The organism is Acidicapsa acidisoli, assembly GCF_025685625.1.
GTDB lineage: Bacteria > Acidobacteriota > Terriglobia > Terriglobales > Acidobacteriaceae > Acidicapsa > Acidicapsa acidisoli.
Genome location: NZ_JAGSYI010000002.1, coordinates 650888 through 670146 on the forward strand (window position 1 = coordinate 650888; position 19259 = coordinate 670146).

At 57.8% G+C, this 19259-nt stretch carries 20 protein-coding genes; 12 read left to right on the forward strand and 8 right to left on the reverse strand.

Annotated elements, in window-relative coordinates; translation table 11 throughout:
• Positions 1 to 57 precede the first annotated feature (57 nt).
• The 3 genes from OHL23_RS12740 (at position 58) to OHL23_RS12750 (ending at position 3100) form a co-directional block, all read left to right on the forward strand.
• Positions 58 to 1383 carry a peptidase associated/transthyretin-like domain-containing protein gene (locus OHL23_RS12740; RefSeq protein ID WP_263352262.1) on the forward strand — a complete coding sequence of 442 codons (1326 nt, stop codon included), beginning with the start codon at positions 58 to 60 and terminating at the stop codon, positions 1381 to 1383.
• 100 nt (positions 1384 to 1483) lie between these two features.
• The gene (locus OHL23_RS12745; RefSeq protein ID WP_263352263.1) at positions 1484 to 1984 is read left to right on the forward strand and encodes a DUF4149 domain-containing protein; all 501 of its coding nucleotides are present in this window, start codon (positions 1484 to 1486) and stop codon (positions 1982 to 1984) included.
• Between the two features lie 96 nt (positions 1985 to 2080).
• Complete coding sequence (locus OHL23_RS12750; RefSeq protein WP_263352264.1) at positions 2081 to 3100, forward strand: YncE family protein; 1020 nt, start codon at positions 2081 to 2083, stop codon at positions 3098 to 3100.
• A gap of 185 nt (positions 3101 to 3285) precedes the next feature.
• Here OHL23_RS12750 and OHL23_RS12755 read toward each other — a convergent pair whose 3' ends face one another.
• A complete protein-coding gene (locus tag OHL23_RS12755; protein ID WP_263352265.1) occupies positions 3286 to 4011 on the reverse strand; it encodes a Clp protease N-terminal domain-containing protein in 726 nt (241 codons plus the stop codon).
• An 83-nt stretch (positions 4012 to 4094) separates the two neighbouring features.
• Between OHL23_RS12755 and OHL23_RS12760 the strand changes: the two genes are divergently transcribed.
• The 3 genes from OHL23_RS12760 (at position 4095) to OHL23_RS12770 (ending at position 7024) form a co-directional block, all read left to right on the forward strand.
• On the forward strand, positions 4095 to 4820 hold the full coding sequence (locus OHL23_RS12760) for a ZIP family metal transporter (RefSeq protein WP_263352266.1): 726 nt from the start codon (positions 4095 to 4097) through the stop codon (positions 4818 to 4820).
• Positions 4821 to 4988: 168 nt separating this feature from the next.
• Positions 4989 to 5213 carry a hypothetical protein gene (locus OHL23_RS12765; RefSeq protein WP_263352267.1) on the forward strand — a complete coding sequence of 75 codons (225 nt, stop codon included), beginning with the start codon at positions 4989 to 4991 and terminating at the stop codon, positions 5211 to 5213.
• Positions 5213 to 7024 (forward strand): chloride channel protein, encoded by a 1812-nt coding sequence (locus OHL23_RS12770; RefSeq protein ID WP_263352268.1) that lies wholly within the window; start codon positions 5213 to 5215, stop codon positions 7022 to 7024. Before OHL23_RS12765 ends, OHL23_RS12770 begins: the two co-directional genes overlap by 1 nt.
• 9 nt (positions 7025 to 7033) lie before the next feature.
• Here the strand turns inward: OHL23_RS12770 and OHL23_RS12775 are convergent, their stop codons facing one another.
• A complete protein-coding gene (locus tag OHL23_RS12775) occupies positions 7034 to 7843 on the reverse strand; it encodes a polyprenol monophosphomannose synthase (RefSeq protein ID WP_263352269.1) in 810 nt (269 codons plus the stop codon).
• 30 nt (positions 7844 to 7873) lie between these two features.
• Between OHL23_RS12775 and OHL23_RS12780 the strand changes: the two genes are divergently transcribed.
• The 6 genes from OHL23_RS12780 to OHL23_RS12805 all read left to right on the forward strand — a co-directional run bounded on the left by OHL23_RS12780 (position 7874) and on the right by OHL23_RS12805 (position 15700).
• Positions 7874 to 9394, forward strand: coding sequence for a DUF6798 domain-containing protein (locus OHL23_RS12780; RefSeq protein WP_263352270.1), 1521 nt, complete (start codon positions 7874 to 7876; stop codon positions 9392 to 9394).
• Between the two features lie 127 nt (positions 9395 to 9521).
• Positions 9522 to 10973 (forward strand): sensor histidine kinase, encoded by a 1452-nt coding sequence (locus OHL23_RS12785; protein WP_263352271.1) that lies wholly within the window; start codon positions 9522 to 9524, stop codon positions 10971 to 10973.
• 2 nt (positions 10974 to 10975) lie between these two features.
• Positions 10976 to 12112, forward strand: a complete 1137-nt coding sequence (locus OHL23_RS12790; RefSeq protein WP_263352272.1) for a universal stress protein — start codon at positions 10976 to 10978, stop codon at positions 12110 to 12112.
• A 192-nt stretch (positions 12113 to 12304) separates the two neighbouring features.
• The gene (locus tag OHL23_RS12795) at positions 12305 to 12646 is read left to right on the forward strand and encodes a PadR family transcriptional regulator (RefSeq protein ID WP_263352273.1); all 342 of its coding nucleotides are present in this window, start codon (positions 12305 to 12307) and stop codon (positions 12644 to 12646) included.
• Positions 12643 to 15294 carry an ABC transporter permease gene (locus tag OHL23_RS12800; protein WP_263352274.1) on the forward strand — a complete coding sequence of 884 codons (2652 nt, stop codon included), beginning with the start codon at positions 12643 to 12645 and terminating at the stop codon, positions 15292 to 15294. Before OHL23_RS12795 ends, OHL23_RS12800 begins: the two co-directional genes overlap by 4 nt.
• An 88-nt stretch (positions 15295 to 15382) precedes the next feature.
• Entirely contained in the window at positions 15383 to 15700 is a 318-nt protein-coding gene (locus OHL23_RS12805; RefSeq protein ID WP_263352275.1) for a VOC family protein, read from the forward strand.
• Positions 15701 to 15722: 22 nt separating this feature from the next.
• Here OHL23_RS12805 and OHL23_RS12810 read toward each other — a convergent pair whose 3' ends face one another.
• The 6 genes from OHL23_RS12810 to OHL23_RS12835 form a co-directional block, all read right to left on the reverse strand.
• The gene (locus tag OHL23_RS12810; RefSeq protein WP_263352276.1) at positions 15723 to 16202 is read right to left on the reverse strand and encodes an SHOCT-like domain-containing protein; all 480 of its coding nucleotides are present in this window, start codon (positions 16200 to 16202) and stop codon (positions 15723 to 15725) included.
• Complete coding sequence (locus tag OHL23_RS12815) at positions 16199 to 16495, reverse strand: hypothetical protein (protein WP_263352277.1); 297 nt, start codon at positions 16493 to 16495, stop codon at positions 16199 to 16201. The genes OHL23_RS12810 and OHL23_RS12815 overlap by 4 nt, the downstream gene beginning before the upstream one ends.
• 9 nt (positions 16496 to 16504) lie before the next feature.
• Entirely contained in the window at positions 16505 to 16765 is a 261-nt protein-coding gene (locus tag OHL23_RS12820) for a hypothetical protein (RefSeq protein ID WP_263352278.1), read from the reverse strand.
• Positions 16762 to 17157, reverse strand: coding sequence for a DUF2089 domain-containing protein (locus tag OHL23_RS12825; RefSeq protein WP_263352279.1), 396 nt, complete (start codon positions 17155 to 17157; stop codon positions 16762 to 16764). The genes OHL23_RS12820 and OHL23_RS12825 overlap by 4 nt, the downstream gene beginning before the upstream one ends.
• 633 nt (positions 17158 to 17790) lie before the next feature.
• Complete coding sequence (locus OHL23_RS12830) at positions 17791 to 18537, reverse strand: DUF3592 domain-containing protein (RefSeq protein ID WP_263352280.1); 747 nt, start codon at positions 18535 to 18537, stop codon at positions 17791 to 17793.
• A gap of 15 nt (positions 18538 to 18552) precedes the next feature.
• Complete coding sequence (locus OHL23_RS12835) at positions 18553 to 19242, reverse strand: RHS repeat-associated core domain-containing protein (RefSeq protein WP_263352281.1); 690 nt, start codon at positions 19240 to 19242, stop codon at positions 18553 to 18555.
• Positions 19243 to 19259 lie beyond the last annotated feature (17 nt).

Sequence of the window (19259 nt, forward strand, 5' to 3'; positions counted from 1 at the left end):
AGCCGGCCGCGGCGTCTGGTGAGCCCGCCGATTTCTTGCTTGTGGAAAGGTTCTGTTTTGAATTCAAAGACTTTCTTTTGTCTGCGGGTCTCTGCGCTCGCGATGCTGGCTGCTGGTTCCCTTGCATTTGCGGGGACGATTACCGGTACCGTTACGAACATGACAACGAACAAGCCTGCTGGTGGAGACAAGGTTTCACTGCTGAGTCTCTCCGCCGGGCTGGAAGAGTTGAGCAGCACGAAGACAGACGCGAGTGGACAATTCAAGCTCACGACGCCTTCTTCTGATGCGCCTTTTCTGATCAAGGTGGAACATCAGAAGGGCGCGTATTTCAAGAACATGCCGCCAGGAGCGGTCAACGCCGTTATCACCGTGTATGACGTGGCGGCGAAGGTAGGGGGCGTCTCGACGGAAGCCGATGTGCTGCGGATTGAAGCTGACAACGGGCAGTTAAAGATTACGGAGAACTACTTCGTCAAGAACGTCTCTTCCCCGCCCCGGACGGAGTCGAGCGAGCACACGTATGAAGTTGTGATTCCGCCGGATGCGACGCTGGAGGGCGCGGCGACCGTTGGTCCAAGCAACATGCCGCTGGCGGCGACTCCCGATCCCGTCAGTCCGAAGGGACACTATGCGTTTTCGTTTCCGATTCGGCCGAATGAGGGCGAGAACGGAACGCGCTTTCAGTTGACGTACCACGTGCCGTATTCGGGCAGCTACAAGTTCACGCCGAAGCTGATGCAGGCGACCGATAATCTGGCGATCATGGTGCCGAAGAGCATGAAGTTCGAGCCCGGCGCGGGCACGAGCTATCAGACGGTTCCGGACAATGTGAGCGCTCAGACCTTTCTGGCGCGGGGTGTAAAGCCGGGTCAGGCATTGGAATTTACGGTTTCAGGTACGGGCGCGTTTCCGCGAGATTCGCAGGCGGGCGGACCGGATGGCGGTGGTGCTGCTGGTGGCGGAGCGGGTCCGCAGGCGGGTGAGGACACCGCGGCGCAGGGTGGGCCTGGTGGGAAGCCTGGGGGTGGATTGGGGAATCCGATCGACACGCCGGACCCATTGAGCAAGTACAAGTACTGGATTCTGGGCGGGCTGGCGCTGGTGCTGGCGGCTGCGGCGGCTTTCCTGCTGCGCAAGCCGGCTGTGGCTGCCGTTCCAGCGTCCCCGGTGGGCGCTGCCCCATTGCCGGCTGAGCCGCAGATCGCGGCGTTTGCCGCGCCGAGCGGAAAAAAGAAGAGCCAACTGCTGCTGGATGCACTGAAGGAGGAGCTGTTTGCTATCGAGAGCGAGAAGGTGGCCGGAAAGCTTTCTCTGGAAGAATATTCTGAAGTTAAGTCGGCGTTGGAGATTGTGCTGCGTCATGCTTTGAGCCGGCAGTGATGGGACTGTTGCGCTGTGCCGGCTATCGCTGATCCCCACCCTGATTTGTGGCGATGCGCTATTGATTCAATCGCATTGATTGGTTGCTTAGGTTGGAGTTATGAAGACGCTGATTCGAACGCTGATTTTGCTGTCCCTGATCGTCTGGCTAGGCGCGGAGATCTTTTTTCCTGCTATTGCGGCGATTACATTTGGGCAGCTTGCGCCGGATACGCATGCGGCTGGTCAGATTGTTGGCGCGCTGCTGCGTATTATGCACTGGATGGGACTGGTCTGCGGAATTGTGCTGCTGGCGTTGCTGGCGTTGGCCCCCGCCTGGGGTATTTTCAAGTCGCGCTCGGTATTAGCGCCGATGGTGCTGGTATTGCTGATGGTTGGGCTGACGGCTTATTCGCAATTCAGCATTATTCCGGCAATGGAGCGGGATCGCGTTGCGGCAGGCGGTGTGATTGACGCGGCTCCCGCAGACAACCCCGCGCGGATTGACTTCAATGTCCTGCACGCGCGCAGTACGAACGTAGAGGGCACGGTGCTGCTGCTGGGGATTACGGTGGTGGCGCTGGTGGCATACGCCGAGAGTGCAGCGGCCAATCGTGTCTAAAGAACGTCTAATATCTGAAGCAGAGTATGAGCAACTGAAGTATTCGTGGCTTAAACCTTGATAGAACGATCCGGGAATTAACTCCAGCAGGAAAAGATGAAACAAATCGTAGTTGCGGTGCTTGCCGCTTTGATCCCTTTCGCCCCTTATGGGTTGTGCGCTCAAGATTCGACTCCTCTTACTCAGATTCGATCCACGCCGCTGCCGGAAGTAACGGGTGGCGACTTCGATCACTTTGCGGTGGATATTCGTCATGAGCGGCTGTATGTGGTGTCTGAGGTCTATGCCTCGATTGAGGTCTTTGGCCTGAAGACGGGTGAACACTACCAGAGTGTCCGCGGGGTGGTGAAATCGCCGCGCAAAATTGCTTTCCTCGAAGACAAAAATCAATTGATGGTGCTCGATGCCGGTGGCGCGGCGTGTCTGTTCCTCGACGGGCACGATCTTCATCTCATGGGCAGCGTTGCGTTGGAGCCCGGGCCGGATGCAGGGGTCTATGATCCGGTGTCCCGGATTTTTTATGTGGGTAATGGGGGTCGCGCGGCGAAAGCTGACTTTTCCTATATCAGCATGATCTCGGTAGACCAGCAGAAAGTGGTGGGCCGCGTACGGGTGGAAGCCTCGACGCTCAAGACGCTGGTGATGGACCAGGCGGCGCAGAAGCTCTACGCGACGATGCGCGACAAAAACCAGGTGGCGGTGGTGGACCTGAAGACAAGGACTGTAGAGCAGACTTGGTCTTCGCCGGAGCTGCATGTGGACTCTGCGATGGCGATGGATACGCTGGATCAACGGGTGTTTGTGGGCAATCGCAATCCCGGTGAGTTGGTGGTGCTGAATGCGCGCGATGGTAGCGTGGTGGCGACGCTGAAGATCGGCAACGTCTCCGATGATATGACGTATGACGCGACGCACCATCGCATCTACATCACAAGCGAAGATGGGTTGGATGTGGTGGCGCAGGACGCCCCAAATCGGTACCGGGTGGTGCAGCATATCGATACTTTGGGAGGAAAGACTTCTATCTATGTACCATCGTTTGGACGATTTTTTGTGGTGCATACAAAGGGAGAGTTGGCAAAAGAGGCGGGATTGCAGGTATTCAAGGTGAATTAGAGCAAAACCGCAGTAATCGTATCCCTCTTTGGCATCGTTCAAAGTGGATTTTTCTTGAGGAAAAATCCACCTGGCCTTAGTCGCTTCGAGACACACCTACTGTGGTTTTGCTTTAACGCACGAAGGAGGATGAGGCACCCCGATGCAACAAGGGATGCTTCGGACGTCCAGCGAAGTTTGTGCAGTTAGTCCGCGTTCTCTTTCACGACCCTCAGCGTCACTTCTTTCAAGAAGGAGGCGCCGGGGTTGCCATGGTCCGGCTCCAGTTCCCACACGACATCTTGAATCCTGTAGGAGTGGTGAGCGTTTTCTCCATCACGGATGCGAATCGACTCTCCGATGCGTGGAACCCTGGAGCGCCCTGGAAGCCTGAGCTGGATGTCTGAGGAGCCTGCCTCCAGTATCTGAATTCCGATGGAATGGCCGGTTGCTAATCCCTGAACCACCGCGTCTGCGTCGCTTGCGCGGGTGGCTGCAAGTTCCTTTTCACCAGTTTCGATCAGTGAGCGCGCCTTCTTGAGTTGGATGCCTCGATCCCGCAGGATGCGAGCAGCGAGACACTTTTCCTCGCGCAGAATTCCCAGCAGGAGGTGCTCGGGACCGATGTGCTTGTTGCGAAGACGCTCAGCCTCTTCGGCGCTATAGGCCAGGATGCGCAGGGCCTCGTCGGAGAGGGGCAGGTCGATGCTGGTTGCGATCTTTTGCCGTTTCGTGGTGAGTTCAGAGATTGCAGCACGAATCTCTTCCTCGCTGAGATTGAGGCCGAGAATCAAAGTGAAGACGCCCTTGTTTTCCCGAAGCAGGCCAAGTAGCAAATGCTCGGTCTCGATGTAGGGACTACCAAACTCGCTGGCTTCGTATCGGGCAAAAAAGATGACGCGGCGGGCCTTTTCGTTGTATCGCTCAAACATTGAGCCTCCCTGAATTGCGGACGCTTCTAAATTTACATCGAGCCTGTGAGCTTTCCGCTGTGCTGGTCATAGTATTCTGACAAATGCTTAAACTTTCTTTATTTCTCGGTACGGTTGCGGCGCTGGCGGATATTGCCGGCGGTCTGGTGTTGGTCAAAGCAAAAGGCGTCCAGCGCTATCTGCGGTATTTTGTTGCGCTGGGCGCGGGCTTTCTGATGGCCACATCCGTGCTCGAAATGCTGCCGGAGAGTTTGAAACTGGATGCGAAGCTGGCACCTGTGCTGGTGATGGCGGGCTACTGTGCTTTGCACTTTCTGGAACACACCATCGTCGCGCATTTTCACTTTGGCGAAGAGACGCATCATGGCGAATTCGTTTCGACGCATACCAGCTACTCGGTGCTGGGTGGGCTGGCAGTGCATTCTGTGTTTGATGGCGTGGCCATCGGATCGGGATTTGCGATCAACAGCCTGCTTGGCTGGCTGATTTTTATGGCGATCTTTCTGCACAAGGCTCCTGAGGGATTCACGATGGCTTCGGTAATGCTGGCCAGCGGCAGCAGCCGGCGGACGGCGCTCTATTCTGCCGTGGCGCTGGCAGGGGCGACGCTGGTTGGGGTGCTGGTGATTGGACTGGTGCCGCAACTGGTGCGGTATGGGTTGCCGGTTTCGGCGGGTGTGGCGCTTTACGTGGCGGCGACGGATCTGGTGCCGGAGGTGAATCGCGAGCCGGGGGTGAAGATGGCGCTGGTTTTCTTTGCCGGGGTGGCTGGGTTTCTACTGTTGCGGATGTTGATGCCATCGATTTGATGGGTTGAAATTCGTGAATCCCACCCTTACCGCAAAGTGCGCGTCAAGGATGGGACACCCGGCACCCGGAGATCCCCAAATGAATCGCCCGCAACTGGAATGGGAATGCTCCTTGGGCGGTTCGGGTTTTGGTATGCGGTGGGATTGACGGGCGGTACACTGGAAACGATGAAATTGGATATGAGCTTCCCGGCCGCGCTTGGCAAACATCATCCTTTGCGCAGGTTAGCTGTCAAGGATGCCTTTGCGCTCGGGACTTTGGTCGCGATCACGCTGGCGCTTTTCGGCATCACCGGTCTCTACTACAGTGCCTATACTCGTTACCGCGCTGCTCTGGGATTGCCGGTGGATAATACTCCGGTGATTACGCTGCCAGTGGTGAGGCGGCATTGATGCCTAGCTCGTCCGACGGTTCTCAGGCGCCTGGGTTGCCTGACTTCCAGCGGCCCAGTCTCGAAGAGCAAATCGTCGAGAGGCCAGTCTTCAAACAGCCAGCCAGCCGAGAGAAGCGGCTCTTTCTTGTCCTTCCTATCTTTATCGGCATCCTCTCCGGATTACTGGTGGTCTGTTTCCGCATCTCCATCGAGTGGCTTCGGCTTGCGTTGATGGGCAAGAGTCTCCACCGAGGCGACTGGCGCCTGATCGCCGTGCCTGCGGCGATTGGCTTGATTGTGGCGCTGCTGGTCGAGTTTGTCTTTCCCTCTGTGCGTGGATCGGGGCTGAACCAGACAAAGGCAGCGATGTATATCCACGATGGGTATATCTCGCTGCGGACGATGTTCGGCAAGTTCATTTGCACGGCGCTGGCGCTGGGGGGTGGATATTCGTTAGGACCGGAAGACCCTTCGTTGCAGATTGGCGCGGCGATCTCGTCGACAGTGAGCCGGAGATTTGGGCTTTCGCCTGAAAATCTGCGGCTGTTTGCGCCAGTGGGCGCGGCGGCGGGACTGGCGGCAGCTTTCAATGCTCCGATCACGGCGCTGCTCTTTGTGATCGAGGAGGTTGTGGGCAACTGGAATGCGTCGGTGCTGGGGTCGATTGTGTTGGCGGCCATCTCCGGGGATGCGGTTTCGCGCTGGTACTTCGGCGATGCGCCGCTGTTTCGCATACCAGAGCTGGAGCTGCGCGACCCGCGCGAACTGCTGGCTTACGCCATTCTCGGGGTTGCAGGAGGATTAGCGGCGCTCGTGTTTGCGGCGACGCTGCGGCAACTCAGGCCCAGGCTGGCGGCACTGCCGCATTGGACGCGGCTGGTGCAGCCTCCGCTGGCGGGAATGTTGATCGGGCTGATTGGATTTCTCGGGTATCCGCAGGTGATGGGTGTGGGCTACGAGACGATCAACCAGGCGATTGGCGGAGGATTGCCGTGGAAGCTGCTGCTGGCGCTGGCCGCGTTGAAGATGCTGGCGACGACGCTGGGATTCTCTTCGGGAACGCCGGGCGGCATGTTCGCGCCGACGCTTTTTATCGGGGCGATGCTGGGAACGGCGATCGGAAGTATTCAGCAGATCTGGCTGCCGCATCTGACAGGACCGATCGGATCGTACACGCTGGCCGGGATGGGCGTGCTTTTTGCCGCTTTTCTGCGTGCGCCGTTGACCTCGGTCTTCATGGTGCTGGAGGTGAGCGGGAACTATTCGATTGTGGCGCCGGTCATTCTGGCGAACACTGTGGCTTACCTGATTGCACGCAGATTCGATCCCGTTCCGATCTTTGAGGTGTTTACGCGTCAGGATGGGCTGGATCTGCCGTCGATGGAAGAGGTACGTGCAGAAGAACGGCTGCATATCGAAGATGCTTTAGACACGGTCATCGAGTTCTCGGAAGAGCCGATGCCGATTCCAGTGCTGCCTGCCAGTCTGCGGCTGCGCGAGGCGCTGAACGAATCGGAAGCCAGCCCGCATGATTCGGGCGCAGTGGTAATTCAGTTTCCGGATGGAAACGGATACTCGCTAGGTGCCGCGGAACTGGAGAAGTTTGGCGCCAATGCCTCGCCGGAAACGGCGGTGGGCGATCTGCTGCCGGAGGAGCGGCTTCCGCTGCTCTATCCCGATATGCCTCTGGATGGGACGCTGCGCCACTTTGCGCGGTGGCCAGCGCTACTGATTCGCAACCGGGCGCGAACCACGGCTGTGGAGGGTGTGCTTACGGAAAACGCGGTGCTGGCTTGTTTCCGGGAGCAGCGCCACGGCGAAATGGGGTGAAGTTAAGCGCTAGGAATGACTTCGAAATCGGTATTTCCCGGCGTAAAGTCTCGCCAGAAGCTTTGCGTAATCGACTGCAACCTTGAAATTGGCTTTGCTTGCACCACGATACCTGCGGCCGAACTCGAATGGAATCTCTTCAATCGATTGAATGCGACCACGTACCAGAATTTCAAGGAGGAGTTTGAAACCCGAACGTTGGAATCGGATCTGGTCGAGGCAACGGCGGCGCACCATAAAAAAACCCGACATTGGATCTTTGGCCCGGACACGCGACCTCTGTAACGGCCAGGTGACCCAGACGGCGGCGGCGGAAAGGAACTTGCGGGCTGGATTCCATTGGCCGAGTTCCCCGCCGGGAGTGTAGCGGCTACCAATTACAATGTCGCGATCGTCTAAGATAGCAGCCAGCAACTCTGGCAGAAGTTCGGGCGGGTGTTGGAGATCGGCATCCATCACACCAAGGACTGCGGCGTCTGTTCGCTGCCAGCCGTGCAGGATAGCGCCGGATAATCCCCTCTCACCCTTTCGCACCAACAGGCGAACGCGCGGATCTTCCACGGCGAGGGCTGAGACGGCCTCGACGGTGCCGTCGCAACTGTCGTCGTCGACGACCAGAATTTCGTAAGGAACACCAACCGGATCTAGAACAGACCGGACCTGACGCAGAACATTGCAGATGTTTTCAGCTTCACGAAGGGTTGGGATCACGAGCGCGAGTTTTGCAAGTTGGGCATTGCCCCGTGGCAACTCAGCCGCGTCAAGGTTGGCTCCGGTATCCACCGGCATATAGGATGGTTTTATGACTACTGACGACATGTTTATCATGAGTATACGGAGTTCAACCGATTGAAGCGTAACAAATTCCTAGCTGTTCTTCCGCCGACCCTGATATTCACCGTTCTCGGATTTGCGGTGATGGGTTACCACCCAGGCGCAGAAGATGACGGCGTGTACCTGACAGCAGTCAAAGCCGACCTCCATCCTACCCTTTTCCCCCACGATTCAGAATTCTTCCGCCTGCAATTGCAAGCTACTCTATTTGACGGGTGGATGGCCCACTTTGTTCACATGTCCGGCATTCCGGTTGCGTGGGCTGAATTGATATGGCAATTTATCTCAATTTTCTTCATCTTACTGGCGTGTCGAAACATCGCTGCACAACTATTCCCTGAGAAGCGGGCGCAATGGGCTGCAGTTGCGCTCATATCGGCGATGTTCACGCTTCCGGTGGCTGGGACGGCGCTCTACCTAGTCGACCAGCATCTGCATCCGCGCGCGTTGGCGACCGCGTTAGTTCTGATCGCGGTGTCACGAATTATGGCGGGGAAACGGTGGCAGGCTCTGCCGTTGTTGACTCTCTCCATTGTGCTTCACCCGATTATGGGTATGCTGGGCCTTTCCTTCTGTCTCATCCTCACACTCTCGATGCTCGAACCGGTGCCAGTGCGTCTGCGTGAGGTAGGCAGTACGCTGGCATCCGTGATGCCCTTGGGATGGATCTTTGAGCCGCCATCCCCGGAGTGGCGGGAGGCTCTGAATACGCGCTCCTACTACTTTCTTTCGCGCTGGACGTGGTATGAGTGGCTGGGCGCGCTTGCTCCGCTGGTGCTCTTCTGGCTGTTATGGCGTGTCGCGGCGAGGCGCGGCGAAACGAAGCTGGCAAGGCTCTCGCTGGCGATCTTTGTATATGGACTGTTTCAGCAGATTGTGGCCATTGTTGTGTTGGGAGTGCCTGCCTTTGCGCGCATGACTCCAATGCAGCCGATGCGCTTTCTGCACCTGATCTACGTCTTTCTTTGCCTGATCGGCGGCGCATTCCTGGGTAAGTATCTGCTTAAGACAAGCGTCTGGCGATGGGCGGTCTTTCTGCTGATTGCCAATGGCGGAATGTTTCTGGCGCAGCGGCAACTCTTTGCCGGAACGCCGCATCTTGAGCTTCCCTCCGAAACGACTGGGAACAGGTGGCTGCAGGCCTTCGAGTGGATAAGGCAGAACACCCCTGAAAATGCGTACTTCGCGCTTGATCCGAACTACATGTCTCTGCCGGGCGAAGATTACCACAGCTTCCGGGCTCTGGCGGAGCGCAGTGAACTCTCCGACGCAATCAAGGACACGGCTGTCGTGACACAGGTACCCAGCCTGGCTCCGGAATGGCATGAACAACAGGAAGCGATGGCTGGATGGTCGCATTTTCAGCTCGCGGACTTTGAGAGGTTGAAGACGCAGTTTGGCGTGAACTGGGTGGTGGTCTCTTATCCGCCGCCGGCTGGGCTGACGTGTCCGTGGCACAATGGAAGCATTTCCGTGTGCCAGATACCTAGATCATCCGTGGTAGGTGCTCAGGGATCAGAGATCGCTGCTCACTGACTACGGGATACCGACCCCTTGCATAGGGATCGGTTCCAACCGATGATCTTCCGTGCCCTTTGCTACTTGGGGTGGTTTCCGACAGAATAGTGAAGGACTAACTTCCCAACGACACGGAGACTGACCGATGTTGAACCTGACGCAGCGCCTCACGCTTGGATGCCTGCTGCTGGTTGCATTGTCGTTGACGCTTGCGGTATGGGTGCATCGGGAGCTGGTTCCGGCTGGAGCTGCGGGCGGCCATGCGCCGCTGATTCTGTGGCTGCTTTCTGGAAGCGCGATTCTGGTGGCGACGGGTACGCTCATCTTTGTGCTGCGGCCAGTTGAGCAGCTATCCCGGGACATTCGGAGGATCGCGTCGGGCGATCTGGCGCACCGTTCAGAATGGGGCGTGGGCGCGAAGGGCAGGGACAGCTTTGGCATTATTGCCAATGAGATGAACCGCCTCGCGGTACGGCTGCGCGAATTACGCGAAACGGAAGCCGGGCGGCGGCAGATGGAGTTTCAGCTCTCGGATGCCGTGTTGCAGTCCATCTTTGAGCCGATTATTGTGACTGACAGCAAGGGGCACGTGCTGAAGCTGAACCAGGCCGCGGCGGAGTTGCTGGGAGGGCCAGCGTCGGCGCAGACGGAACGGATGGCGATCATCAATCTCGCGAATACGCCCGGCGGGGATAAGATTCTCGAGGCCATTCGCAATGCCGTGCAGATGCAGAAGGCGGTCGCGGCGGAGGACGAGGCTGCGATGCTGCCGATGCGAATTGGCGAGCGGGAACAGAGCTTCCGGCTGCGGACGACGCCGATGCGGGACTCAGACGGGCGTTTGCTGGGTGCTGTGACGACGCTCGAAGATGTGACGTCGTTACAGGATACGGATCGGTTTAAGACGCAGTTCATCGCGGTAGCTTCGGCGCGGCTGCGCAATCCCTTGTTGCAGTTGCGACGGGGATTGTATGCGCTGACGATGGGTTTTGCAGGTGACTTGCGGCCGCTACAGGCCGAGCTGGTGACGGCGGCGACGCAGGAGGCGCAGAAGCTGGATGACCTGATGGCCGATCTGATCGAGGTCGCGGAGCTCGACTCGGGCAAGCGCGAGCCGCTGATGGAACGGCTGAGGCCGTATACGGAGCTCGTGGATGCTCGCAACCGTGTGACCGATGAGGCGTGCCAGCGCGGCATTCGCGTGGAGATTCGCGCGTTTGCGGATTTGTCGTTTATTCAGGCGGATCGGCGGGCTGTGCGGACTATTTTTGACAATCTGCTGAGCAATGCGCTGCGCTATACGCCAGCGGGTGGCGAAGTGGTTCTTGAGGCGGAAGAGCGCAAAGGCTTTATTCAGTTTTCGGTTCGCGATAGCGGGCCTGGAATCGCGGCCGAGCGGCTGCCGAGAATCTTTGACCGCTTCAGCTCCTTTTCGGATGGCGGTTCCGGTCTTGGACTGGCTCTGGTGCGGAGGCTGGTGGAGTCGCTGGACGGACAGATCTCTGTGGAGAGCCGCCTGGGCCATGGTGCAACCTTTCGCTTCACTCTTCCTGTTGCCAGCGTCGAAGTGAGCCGTCACCCGGTTGAGGTGGGCTGAGCGTGACTGAGCTAGCGACCGAACTGCAACTGGAACGCAAGATCGAGCCGGCCAAACTGCGCATTTACATCGGCGCCGCACCGGGAGTCGGCAAGACCTACCACATGCTCAACGACGCGAACCTGCTGCGTGAGCAGGGAGTGGATGTGGTGATCGGCCTCGTTGAATCGCATGGCCGCAAGGAGACCGAGGCGCAAATTCGCGATCTGGAGATTGTGCCGCTGCGCGTGATTCCCTATCGCACGGTGAAACTGCAGGAGATGGATGTCGAGGCCATCCTGGCGCGGCATCCGCACACGGTGGTGGTTGACGAACTGGCGCACTCCAACGTGCCGGGGAGCAAGAACCGCAAGCGCTATGAAGATGTGATGGAGTTGCTGGATGCAGGCATCAATGTGATGACGGCTGTCAACATCCAACATCTGGAGACGCTGAACGACGCGGTCGCGCGATCGGCGAATACGACCATTCGCGAGACCGTTCCTGACAGCGTGTTGAAGCGCGCAGACGAAGTCGTGAACGTGGATGTGACTGTGGATGAGTTGCGGACACGGCTGCGTCAGGGGAAGATTTATGCGCCGGAAAAGGTTGAGCAGTCGCTGGCCAACTTCTTTCGCAAGGGCAACTTGAACATGCTGCGCGAACTGGCGCTGCGCACCACGGCAGAACAGGTGGGTTCGCAGGCGGCGCAGTATCGACGCAACCAGGGACTGGAACAGGCTCCGATGCCGGAAAAGGTGATGGTGTGCCTCTCGACGCGGCCGGGTACGGAGAAGCTGGTTCGTGTGGGCGCGCGCGTGGCGGGACGGCTCGCGACCAACTGGTATGCCGTTTATGTGGCGCGTCCCGAGGATGACAAAGGGCATGGCGACCCGGAGGCTTTTCAGCGGCTGCAGGAGTCTCTGCGCATGGCGAGGGAACTGGGTGCGCAAGTGGTGACGCTGCATGAAAAGAATGTCTCAGATGCGTTGATTCGCTTTGCCCAGCAGGAGAGCATTTCGCATGTGGTTTTTGGGCAGTCGGTCCGGTCGCGGTGGGATATTCTGCTGCGCGGCTCGGTGTTGAACCGGTTTCTGGCCGAGGTGCGCGATGTTACGGTGCAGGTGGTGCCGGTGCAGAAGCTTGTCCGTCGGGGATGACGGAAATTCAGAGGCTTTTCGGATATTCCCTCAGGGGCTAAAGCCCATTGATTCTGCGATCTTTATGTAGGGGCTGAAGCCCGTACCCTTCAGGTTCCTTGAGACGGATCACTTGCTGCGGATGCTGCGGAATTCTCTCCTTGACAGCTTAGGAGAGCTTGGCCTATTCTCCTAATCAATTTAGGAGACCACGTGACTGACCAGGCTCAACTTCTTCCCGGAACGCTCGATCTTCTCATTCTCAAGGCCGTTTCACTGGGACCTCTGCACGGGTACGGCGTGCTGTTGCGCATCGGGCAAATCTCACGAAGCGCTCTGCTGATCGAGCAGGGAGCGCTTTATCCGGCGCTGTTCCGGCTGGTGCGGCAGGGGCTTTTGAAGTCGAGCTGGGGTACTTCGGAGAACAACCGCCGCGCCAAGTTCTATGAGCTTACCGATCAGGGGCGCAAGCGTTTCAGCGAAGAGACGGATGGCTGGAATCGTCTCGCCTCGGCTATGGCCACCGCGCTCGCCGCGCAGCCGGAGGAAGTATGAGCTTAGTCGAATCGATTCGCTATCGCGTCGCTGCATTCTTCCGGCGCTCCCAGAAGAATGCCGAGTTGGAAGAGGAACTGCGCTCGCACATCCAGCATCGCGCGGACGATCTTGAGCGATCGGGACTGGGCCGCATGGAGGCTGAGCGCCGGGCGCGGGTGGAGTTTGGCGGCTATGTTCGCTACAAAGAGGAAAGCCGGGAAGCGCTCGGCGGCAATTTCTTCGAAACGCTTGCGCAGGACTTACGGTTCAGCATGCGTAAGTTGCTCAAGTCTCCTGGATTTACCCTCACTGCCGTTTTAACGCTGGCTTTGGCCATCGGAGCGAATGCCGTCGTATTCAGTGTGTTAAACGGACTGGTGCTTCGCCCGCTCAATGTGCCGAAGGCGAAGGGCCTTTACATGATTGAGCGCGGCAGCGATGAAACGCCGCAGCAATCGTATCCCGACTATCGCGACCTCCGCGACCGCAACCGCAGCTTCGATGGCATGGTGATCGCGAGCATTGCGCCGGTTGGCCTGGACATGGACGGCAAGGCGTTCACGACATGGACCAATGAAGTGAGTGGGAATTACTTTGACACGCTCGGCGTTCAGCCATATCTCGGCCGCTTTTTTCATGGCTCAGACGAGCACGGACCCAACGGCAGTCCATACATCGTGCTTTGCTACGCATTCTGGAAGAGCCGTTTCCACGCGGACCCGAACGTGATCGGCCGCGTCGTGCAGGTGAATAAACATCCCTTCACCATACTGGGCGTGACGCCGCCGGAGTTTCGCGGGACAGAGATTGTCTTCAGTGCTGATTTCTTCGTGCCCATCGTCGATCAGGAACAGATTGAGGGCTCGAACCAGCTCGAAGGACGCGGGACACGCGGTATGTGGGTTGTGGGACATCTGAGGCTGGGCGTGCAGCCTGCGCAGGCGGTGGCGGATCTGAATTCGATTGCAAGCTATCTCGCAAAGACATATCCCAAAGAAGATGGCGAGATGACCTTTATGCTGGCAAAGCCGGGGCTGATGGGCGATATGCTGGGCCGTCCCGTGCGCGCCTTTCTGGCCGGGCTGACGCTGCTGGCAGGGTTGATTCTTCTGGCCGCATGCGCCAATCTGGGCAGCCTCTTTGCGGCGCGCGCCGCGGATCGTTCGCGTGAGATTGCGCTGCGCCTGGCGCTTGGTTCGAGCCGGAGGCGAATTCTGCGCCAGTTGCTGGTCGAGGCAGTGCTGGTGTCGATAGCTGGTGGCGCGGTGGGCCTTGCAGGCAGCATTGCCTTATTGCGCTGGTTAAGCACTTGGCAGCCGGTGCCGAATTTTCCTATCAATCTGCCTGTGAATCCGGATGGGAATGTCTACGGCGTAGCTTTGCTGCTGGCGTTGGCCAGCGGATTACTTTTTGGCGTGATACCGGTGCGCGAAGTGCTGCGCGCTAATCCCTGGCAGACGGTCAAAGCGGGCTCGACAGGTGCGCCGGCGCGGCGGGTTACGGTTCGCGATGTGCTGCTGGTTCTGCAGATCGTCGTCTGTGTGGTGCTGGTGACGTCGTCTCTGGTGGCGGTGCGCGGCCTCGCGCGGTCGCTGCACAGCAATTTCGGATTTCAGCCGCAGAACGTCCTGATTGTGAATACCGATCTGGACATGGCGGATTACAAAGGAGCGCGTGTGCCCGTGATGCAGAAGCGTCTGCTGGAAGCGGTTGCGGCGATCCCCGGCGTGAAGAGCGTGGGGATGAATGATCGTGTGCCGCTGGGCCTAGGCTGGTCTTCGGATGTGGTCTACCGCGACAGTACGACGGACATGAAATCTGCGAATGCTGCTGGCGAGGCGATGTTCTACAACGTTTCTCCTGGATACCTTCGTGCTGCGGGTACGCAACTGCTGGCGGGCAGGGACTTCACAGTACACGACGACGGCAAAGCTCCTCGCGTCGCCGTGGTGAACCGCGAATTTGCACGCAAGATACTTGGTTCCGATGTCAATGCTGTGGGCAGCTATTTCAAGCTCTTCAGCGGAGCGCGCGTTCAGGTCGTGGGTATGGTGGAAGACGGAAAGTACAAGACCCTTACCGAAGATCCACAGCCGGCGATGTTCTTCCCTGTTTTGCAGTCACCCACCAGCGCCACGTGGCTGGTGGTGCGCACGAATCGCGATATGCAGTCTATGACAGCCGCGCTGGAGCGGGCGATGCGCGAACTCGATCCGGCATTGCCGTTCAACATCGTGAGCTGGAATAAGGAGTTGGACAGCGCGCTCTTCGCGCCGCGTGCGGCGACTATCGCGCTGGGAATACTGGGCGTGCTGGGCGCGATGCTGGCAGTGACGGGCATCTTCGGCATGGCTTCCTATTCGGTGAGCCGGCGGCTGCGCGAACTGGGTATTCGCATCGCGTTGGGAGCGCAGCCAAAAGAGGTGCTATGGGCTGCGCTGGGCAGGGCTTTACGGTTGCTGACCGTCGGCTCAATGGCCGGGCTGCTTCTCGGACTTGCGGCTACGCGGGTGCTGTCTTCCATCGTGTATCAGGCGACGCCGCGCGATCCGCTGGTGCTGGCGGGAGTAATTGTGGCGATGTTGTTGCTGGGGTTGCTGGCTACGTGGATTCCCGCGCAACGCGCGTTGTCGGCCGACCCTCTGATATTGCTGCGCGAGGAGTGAATTAGAGAGCGAAGATTGCGTGAGCGCCTGTGCGGAGGACGATTTCTCGGTGATAATCGGATGACTTCCCTTGCGTGTGGAGGATTCCATGGCGAACCGGTTTGGTACGGACGTTCTGATTCAGGCGGAAGACCCGAAGGGTGTGGCGGCGTGGTACGTCAATCATCTTGGATTCGAAATCACCGGCGAAGAGCCTGAGATGATCAGCCTTCATGGAGAGCACATCAACCTCTTTATCGAACGCGGGCCTGCGCTGGGACCGGTCTTCGAGGTCTCAGTTGGCGATGTCGAGGAAGCCAAACTCCGGCTGGTTAATAACGGCTGCAAAGTCGTCAAGGATGAGCCGGATTTTCCGCGATGCTATGTCCGTGATCCATTCGGGCTGATTTACAACCTGACGAAATAAGTTTCTCCCGGTGGGGGAAACATTATTCGCTGAAGACCTTGACCTTCACGTTGGAGCCGTCTTCCTTGGCGGCGACATCGGCAGTCAGTTCGTCGAGTTGATCGATCAGCTCTTCGAGATTCTCCGGCTTGATCTGCGAGAGGGTTAGTGGAACGCCGTGCTGGCTGAGCGCCTGGTCGAGGTGCTGATGGGCCTGGGCCGGGATGAGGCTGGCAAGGCGAACGCCTGCGCGGAGCAGTTGCATGGGGACGCGGATGTTGACGGTCGTCGGGCCCTTGTTTCCATTCGTTCCTTCGTCGGTATCGACGAGTACGCGAAGATACTTGGCGCGGCTCTTTGGCATTTCGGCCTTTGCGCCATTGCTGGGCGAACTACCGTTCGGCGCGGATTCGGAGGCGGCGCTTCCATTGGATTCGAGGGCGGTAAGCAGACGCTCGGCCTCTTCGGCGGTGATCTTGTTGGCGGCCAGCATGTTCAGGATTTGACGGCGATTTTCGTTCATGGCAGTTCTCCCAGGAGGCGGTAGCAGAAGGCGAGAAGATGATGGAAAGCTGCGGACCGGGTTATGGACTGCAGCGCGGAGTCGAAGGTGTTGGTGAGATTCGAGCTTAGGTGCGGGTGCAACTGAGTGATAGAGGTGAGCGTGACAGCAGCGAGGGTCCAGGCAGTCAGCGCTAGTGTGACGGCAAAGAATCGCTCTCTTGTTCCGGCTGCTGCTAAAAGCCTCTCCGCCTCGGCGACGTCAAGTCGGTGAGCGGCGAGGAGGGTGAGGATTTGAGAGCGCTCAGTTGGCATGGCCGCCTCCTACAGAATTTCCACCAGGATCTGGTTGCCCTCGGCGACGACACGCACGTCGGTGCCGGGCAGGGCGCACAGAATGCCCCAGAACACCGAAATGGATTGCCAGAAGTTGATGCGGCCGAGGAAACAGGCCGCTAGCAGGACCAACAAGAGCAGTGGCGAGAGAAGGATGACGGGAATCCAGAGCAGAAAGAGCGGAATCCAGAGGCGCAGGCCACGCCAGTACGGATTGTGGATGTGGACAATGGCGACATTGGGTGTCATTTGAGGGCCTCCAGTGCCTTAATGGCTTCGGTGGCTGTGATTTCGCCTTTGTTGAGCCGGTCCAACACTTCGGTGCCCATTTCGGCGCCGGTGGGAGCGGGGTTGGTTTCGACAAACTCAAGCTGGCTGGCGATACGGTTGAGGCGCGACTTGATGGTCGGGTAGCTAACGCCGAAGGTCTGCTCCATATCCTTGATGGAACCGTGGGAGCGGACGAACGCTGTCACGAAGATCTGGTCTTCGAGGCTTAACCGGGCGAGTTCGGGCAGGGTGAATGCGCCTTCGACGGTGATCTGCTTCTCGGGGAGGCGGACGCGCTCGACCAGGATTGAACTGCCCTGGGCGATGCGGAGCAGGTCTTGCCAGTCGGACGGTTTTTGGGGAATGGCCATTGGGGAATATCTTTCCTTAACGACAAGAACACAATAATTAATCTTTTTAATAAATACAACAATATTTGTTGAGAAAATTTATTTTTCCAAAAATCGAGCGCCATTCAGAAAACCTCTCCTAATTCCAGACGAATCGAGTGGCACAGCAGTCAAGGAATGCCAAAGTCTATTCGCTTGGACCCGTTGTTTACTTTTAAAGCTTTGTTGAGGGAATTTAGTGGGCCGAGGCAGAGCTGCAGCGGGGCAGTCTGGCAAGTTTTCCATGTCGTCGCCGGTACAAATTGGTTTCTTAAGGGTGGCGACCACTTCCCGTCGCTCAATCTGCTGCATGTGAAGGTGAAACCGTGTCAAGGATGGAGTACCCCGCACGTCGCGGAGAACATCATAGAGGTAGACATCGCGCCGTACCCCTTCAAACGCGAAACCTCGCGCGAAGTTTGTAGAGGCCGAGATCGGAATCATACTGTTCGGCGCGATAGTACGACGGGGGTCACGAAAACTCTCGTGTTGCGCAAATCGCGGCTGTCGTCATAACTGTACATCTCGCTTCGTAACGTTATCCCCGGCCCCAAAAAGCAAGGGACCGGGGCACCCTCAGTTGCTTAGGACGAAGGGTGGGTCACCCGTCCGACTTTACTCGACGACTTCGAAGAGGTCCATCGGGTAGGGATGATTTCTCATTGGCTTGCGGGGTAGATAAAGGACCCAAATTCTCGCGCCCGCACCATACTCATCCGCACAGTCGCTTTTTCCCTTCATCGTAGTGCCGTCCTCAGTACAAAATTGGTACTCTACCTCATATCTTCGATCGGTGAGTTTACAACTTGTTACTACCCCCCCTGCGGCATTCCCTTCACGTGCCAATTGTCGTTCCCGCCATATGAATGCGAATACTAGGGCGCCCAAGCTCGTAAAGAAAATCTCAATCGCCGTATAGAAGCCTCCGATTGCGACAGACCACTCCCATGTATCCGGGTGATTGATGGTTGGATTGGTCGGAAGGAATCGGATGGGTATCTTGTCTGCTTTGTCGAGCGATGTACCGTCGGGCGGCACTTTAGCTTTGCCGGAATAATGGACCCCGTTGACAGAGAATCTGTAATTGACACCTATTGGCGCGAATCGAACAATTGAGAATCCTGTCACCTCGCCGATGACCACACGACCGTTGCTACGTAAAATGGCCCTCTGTTGGAACCCTATGATGTTGTTGTAACAGAGCCACCCAATCGTGATTAGGCCGCCGGCGAAAAACACAACGACTAATGTCAATGCAAACTTCGCATCAGGCGATGAATTCAGCCGCACCTTTCTCGGCACGGGTTGGGTCAGTTCCGAAGGAACCGAAGCGCCCGTATTTGTCGAGGCCATCCAATCCATGTTTGCTTCCTCCTACTAAGGCTCTAGCGCAGCTCCTATCCCTGTAATGCCACATCCGAGGACAAAACCAATGTCGTCGACAACGAACGCCGCCTCATTGGCCGCTGTGGGTTTTTCCAAGTAGTTGTTGAGGTCATGAATGGCCACTGCGCCGCTCGTTACACAGGCTCCCAAGTCGGCTGCGCTTTTGGCCAACTTCAAGAAGTTGCCGACGGGCGACGCACTTATAGTTACGCACCCATAGATTCCGGCGGCGATTCCGGCGGCAGTATAGCCATCAAACTCTTCCGCCAACAAGACTGTGGTAGCCGCAAAGACTATATTGGCAAAACATCCAATGGTATTCACATATTCAACAGTAGATAGGGACTTCCGCGAAATTATCAATGTGTCTTCAATGATGTCACGACCACGCGGATCGCTCCAATTCGTCGGATTGCCCCCCGCATAGAGGTATTTATGCAACGTAATCGGCAACCAGAGGGCGCCGTCCTCTGGATCTCTGCTCAAGAACCTTCCGGTGAGCGGGTTGTAGTATCTGGCGCGGAGGTAGTAGAGGCCAAGGTCCGAGTCGTACTGTTCGGCGCGATAGTACGACGGGCCGGGCGACGCTTCGTGGATTGCAATTGTCGCGGCAATCGTCATAAATGTAGACCTTGCATCGTAGGCGTAATTCCGGGTCTGAAAATCCGGACCGGCGGCCATCCGGCGGCCTGATTTAT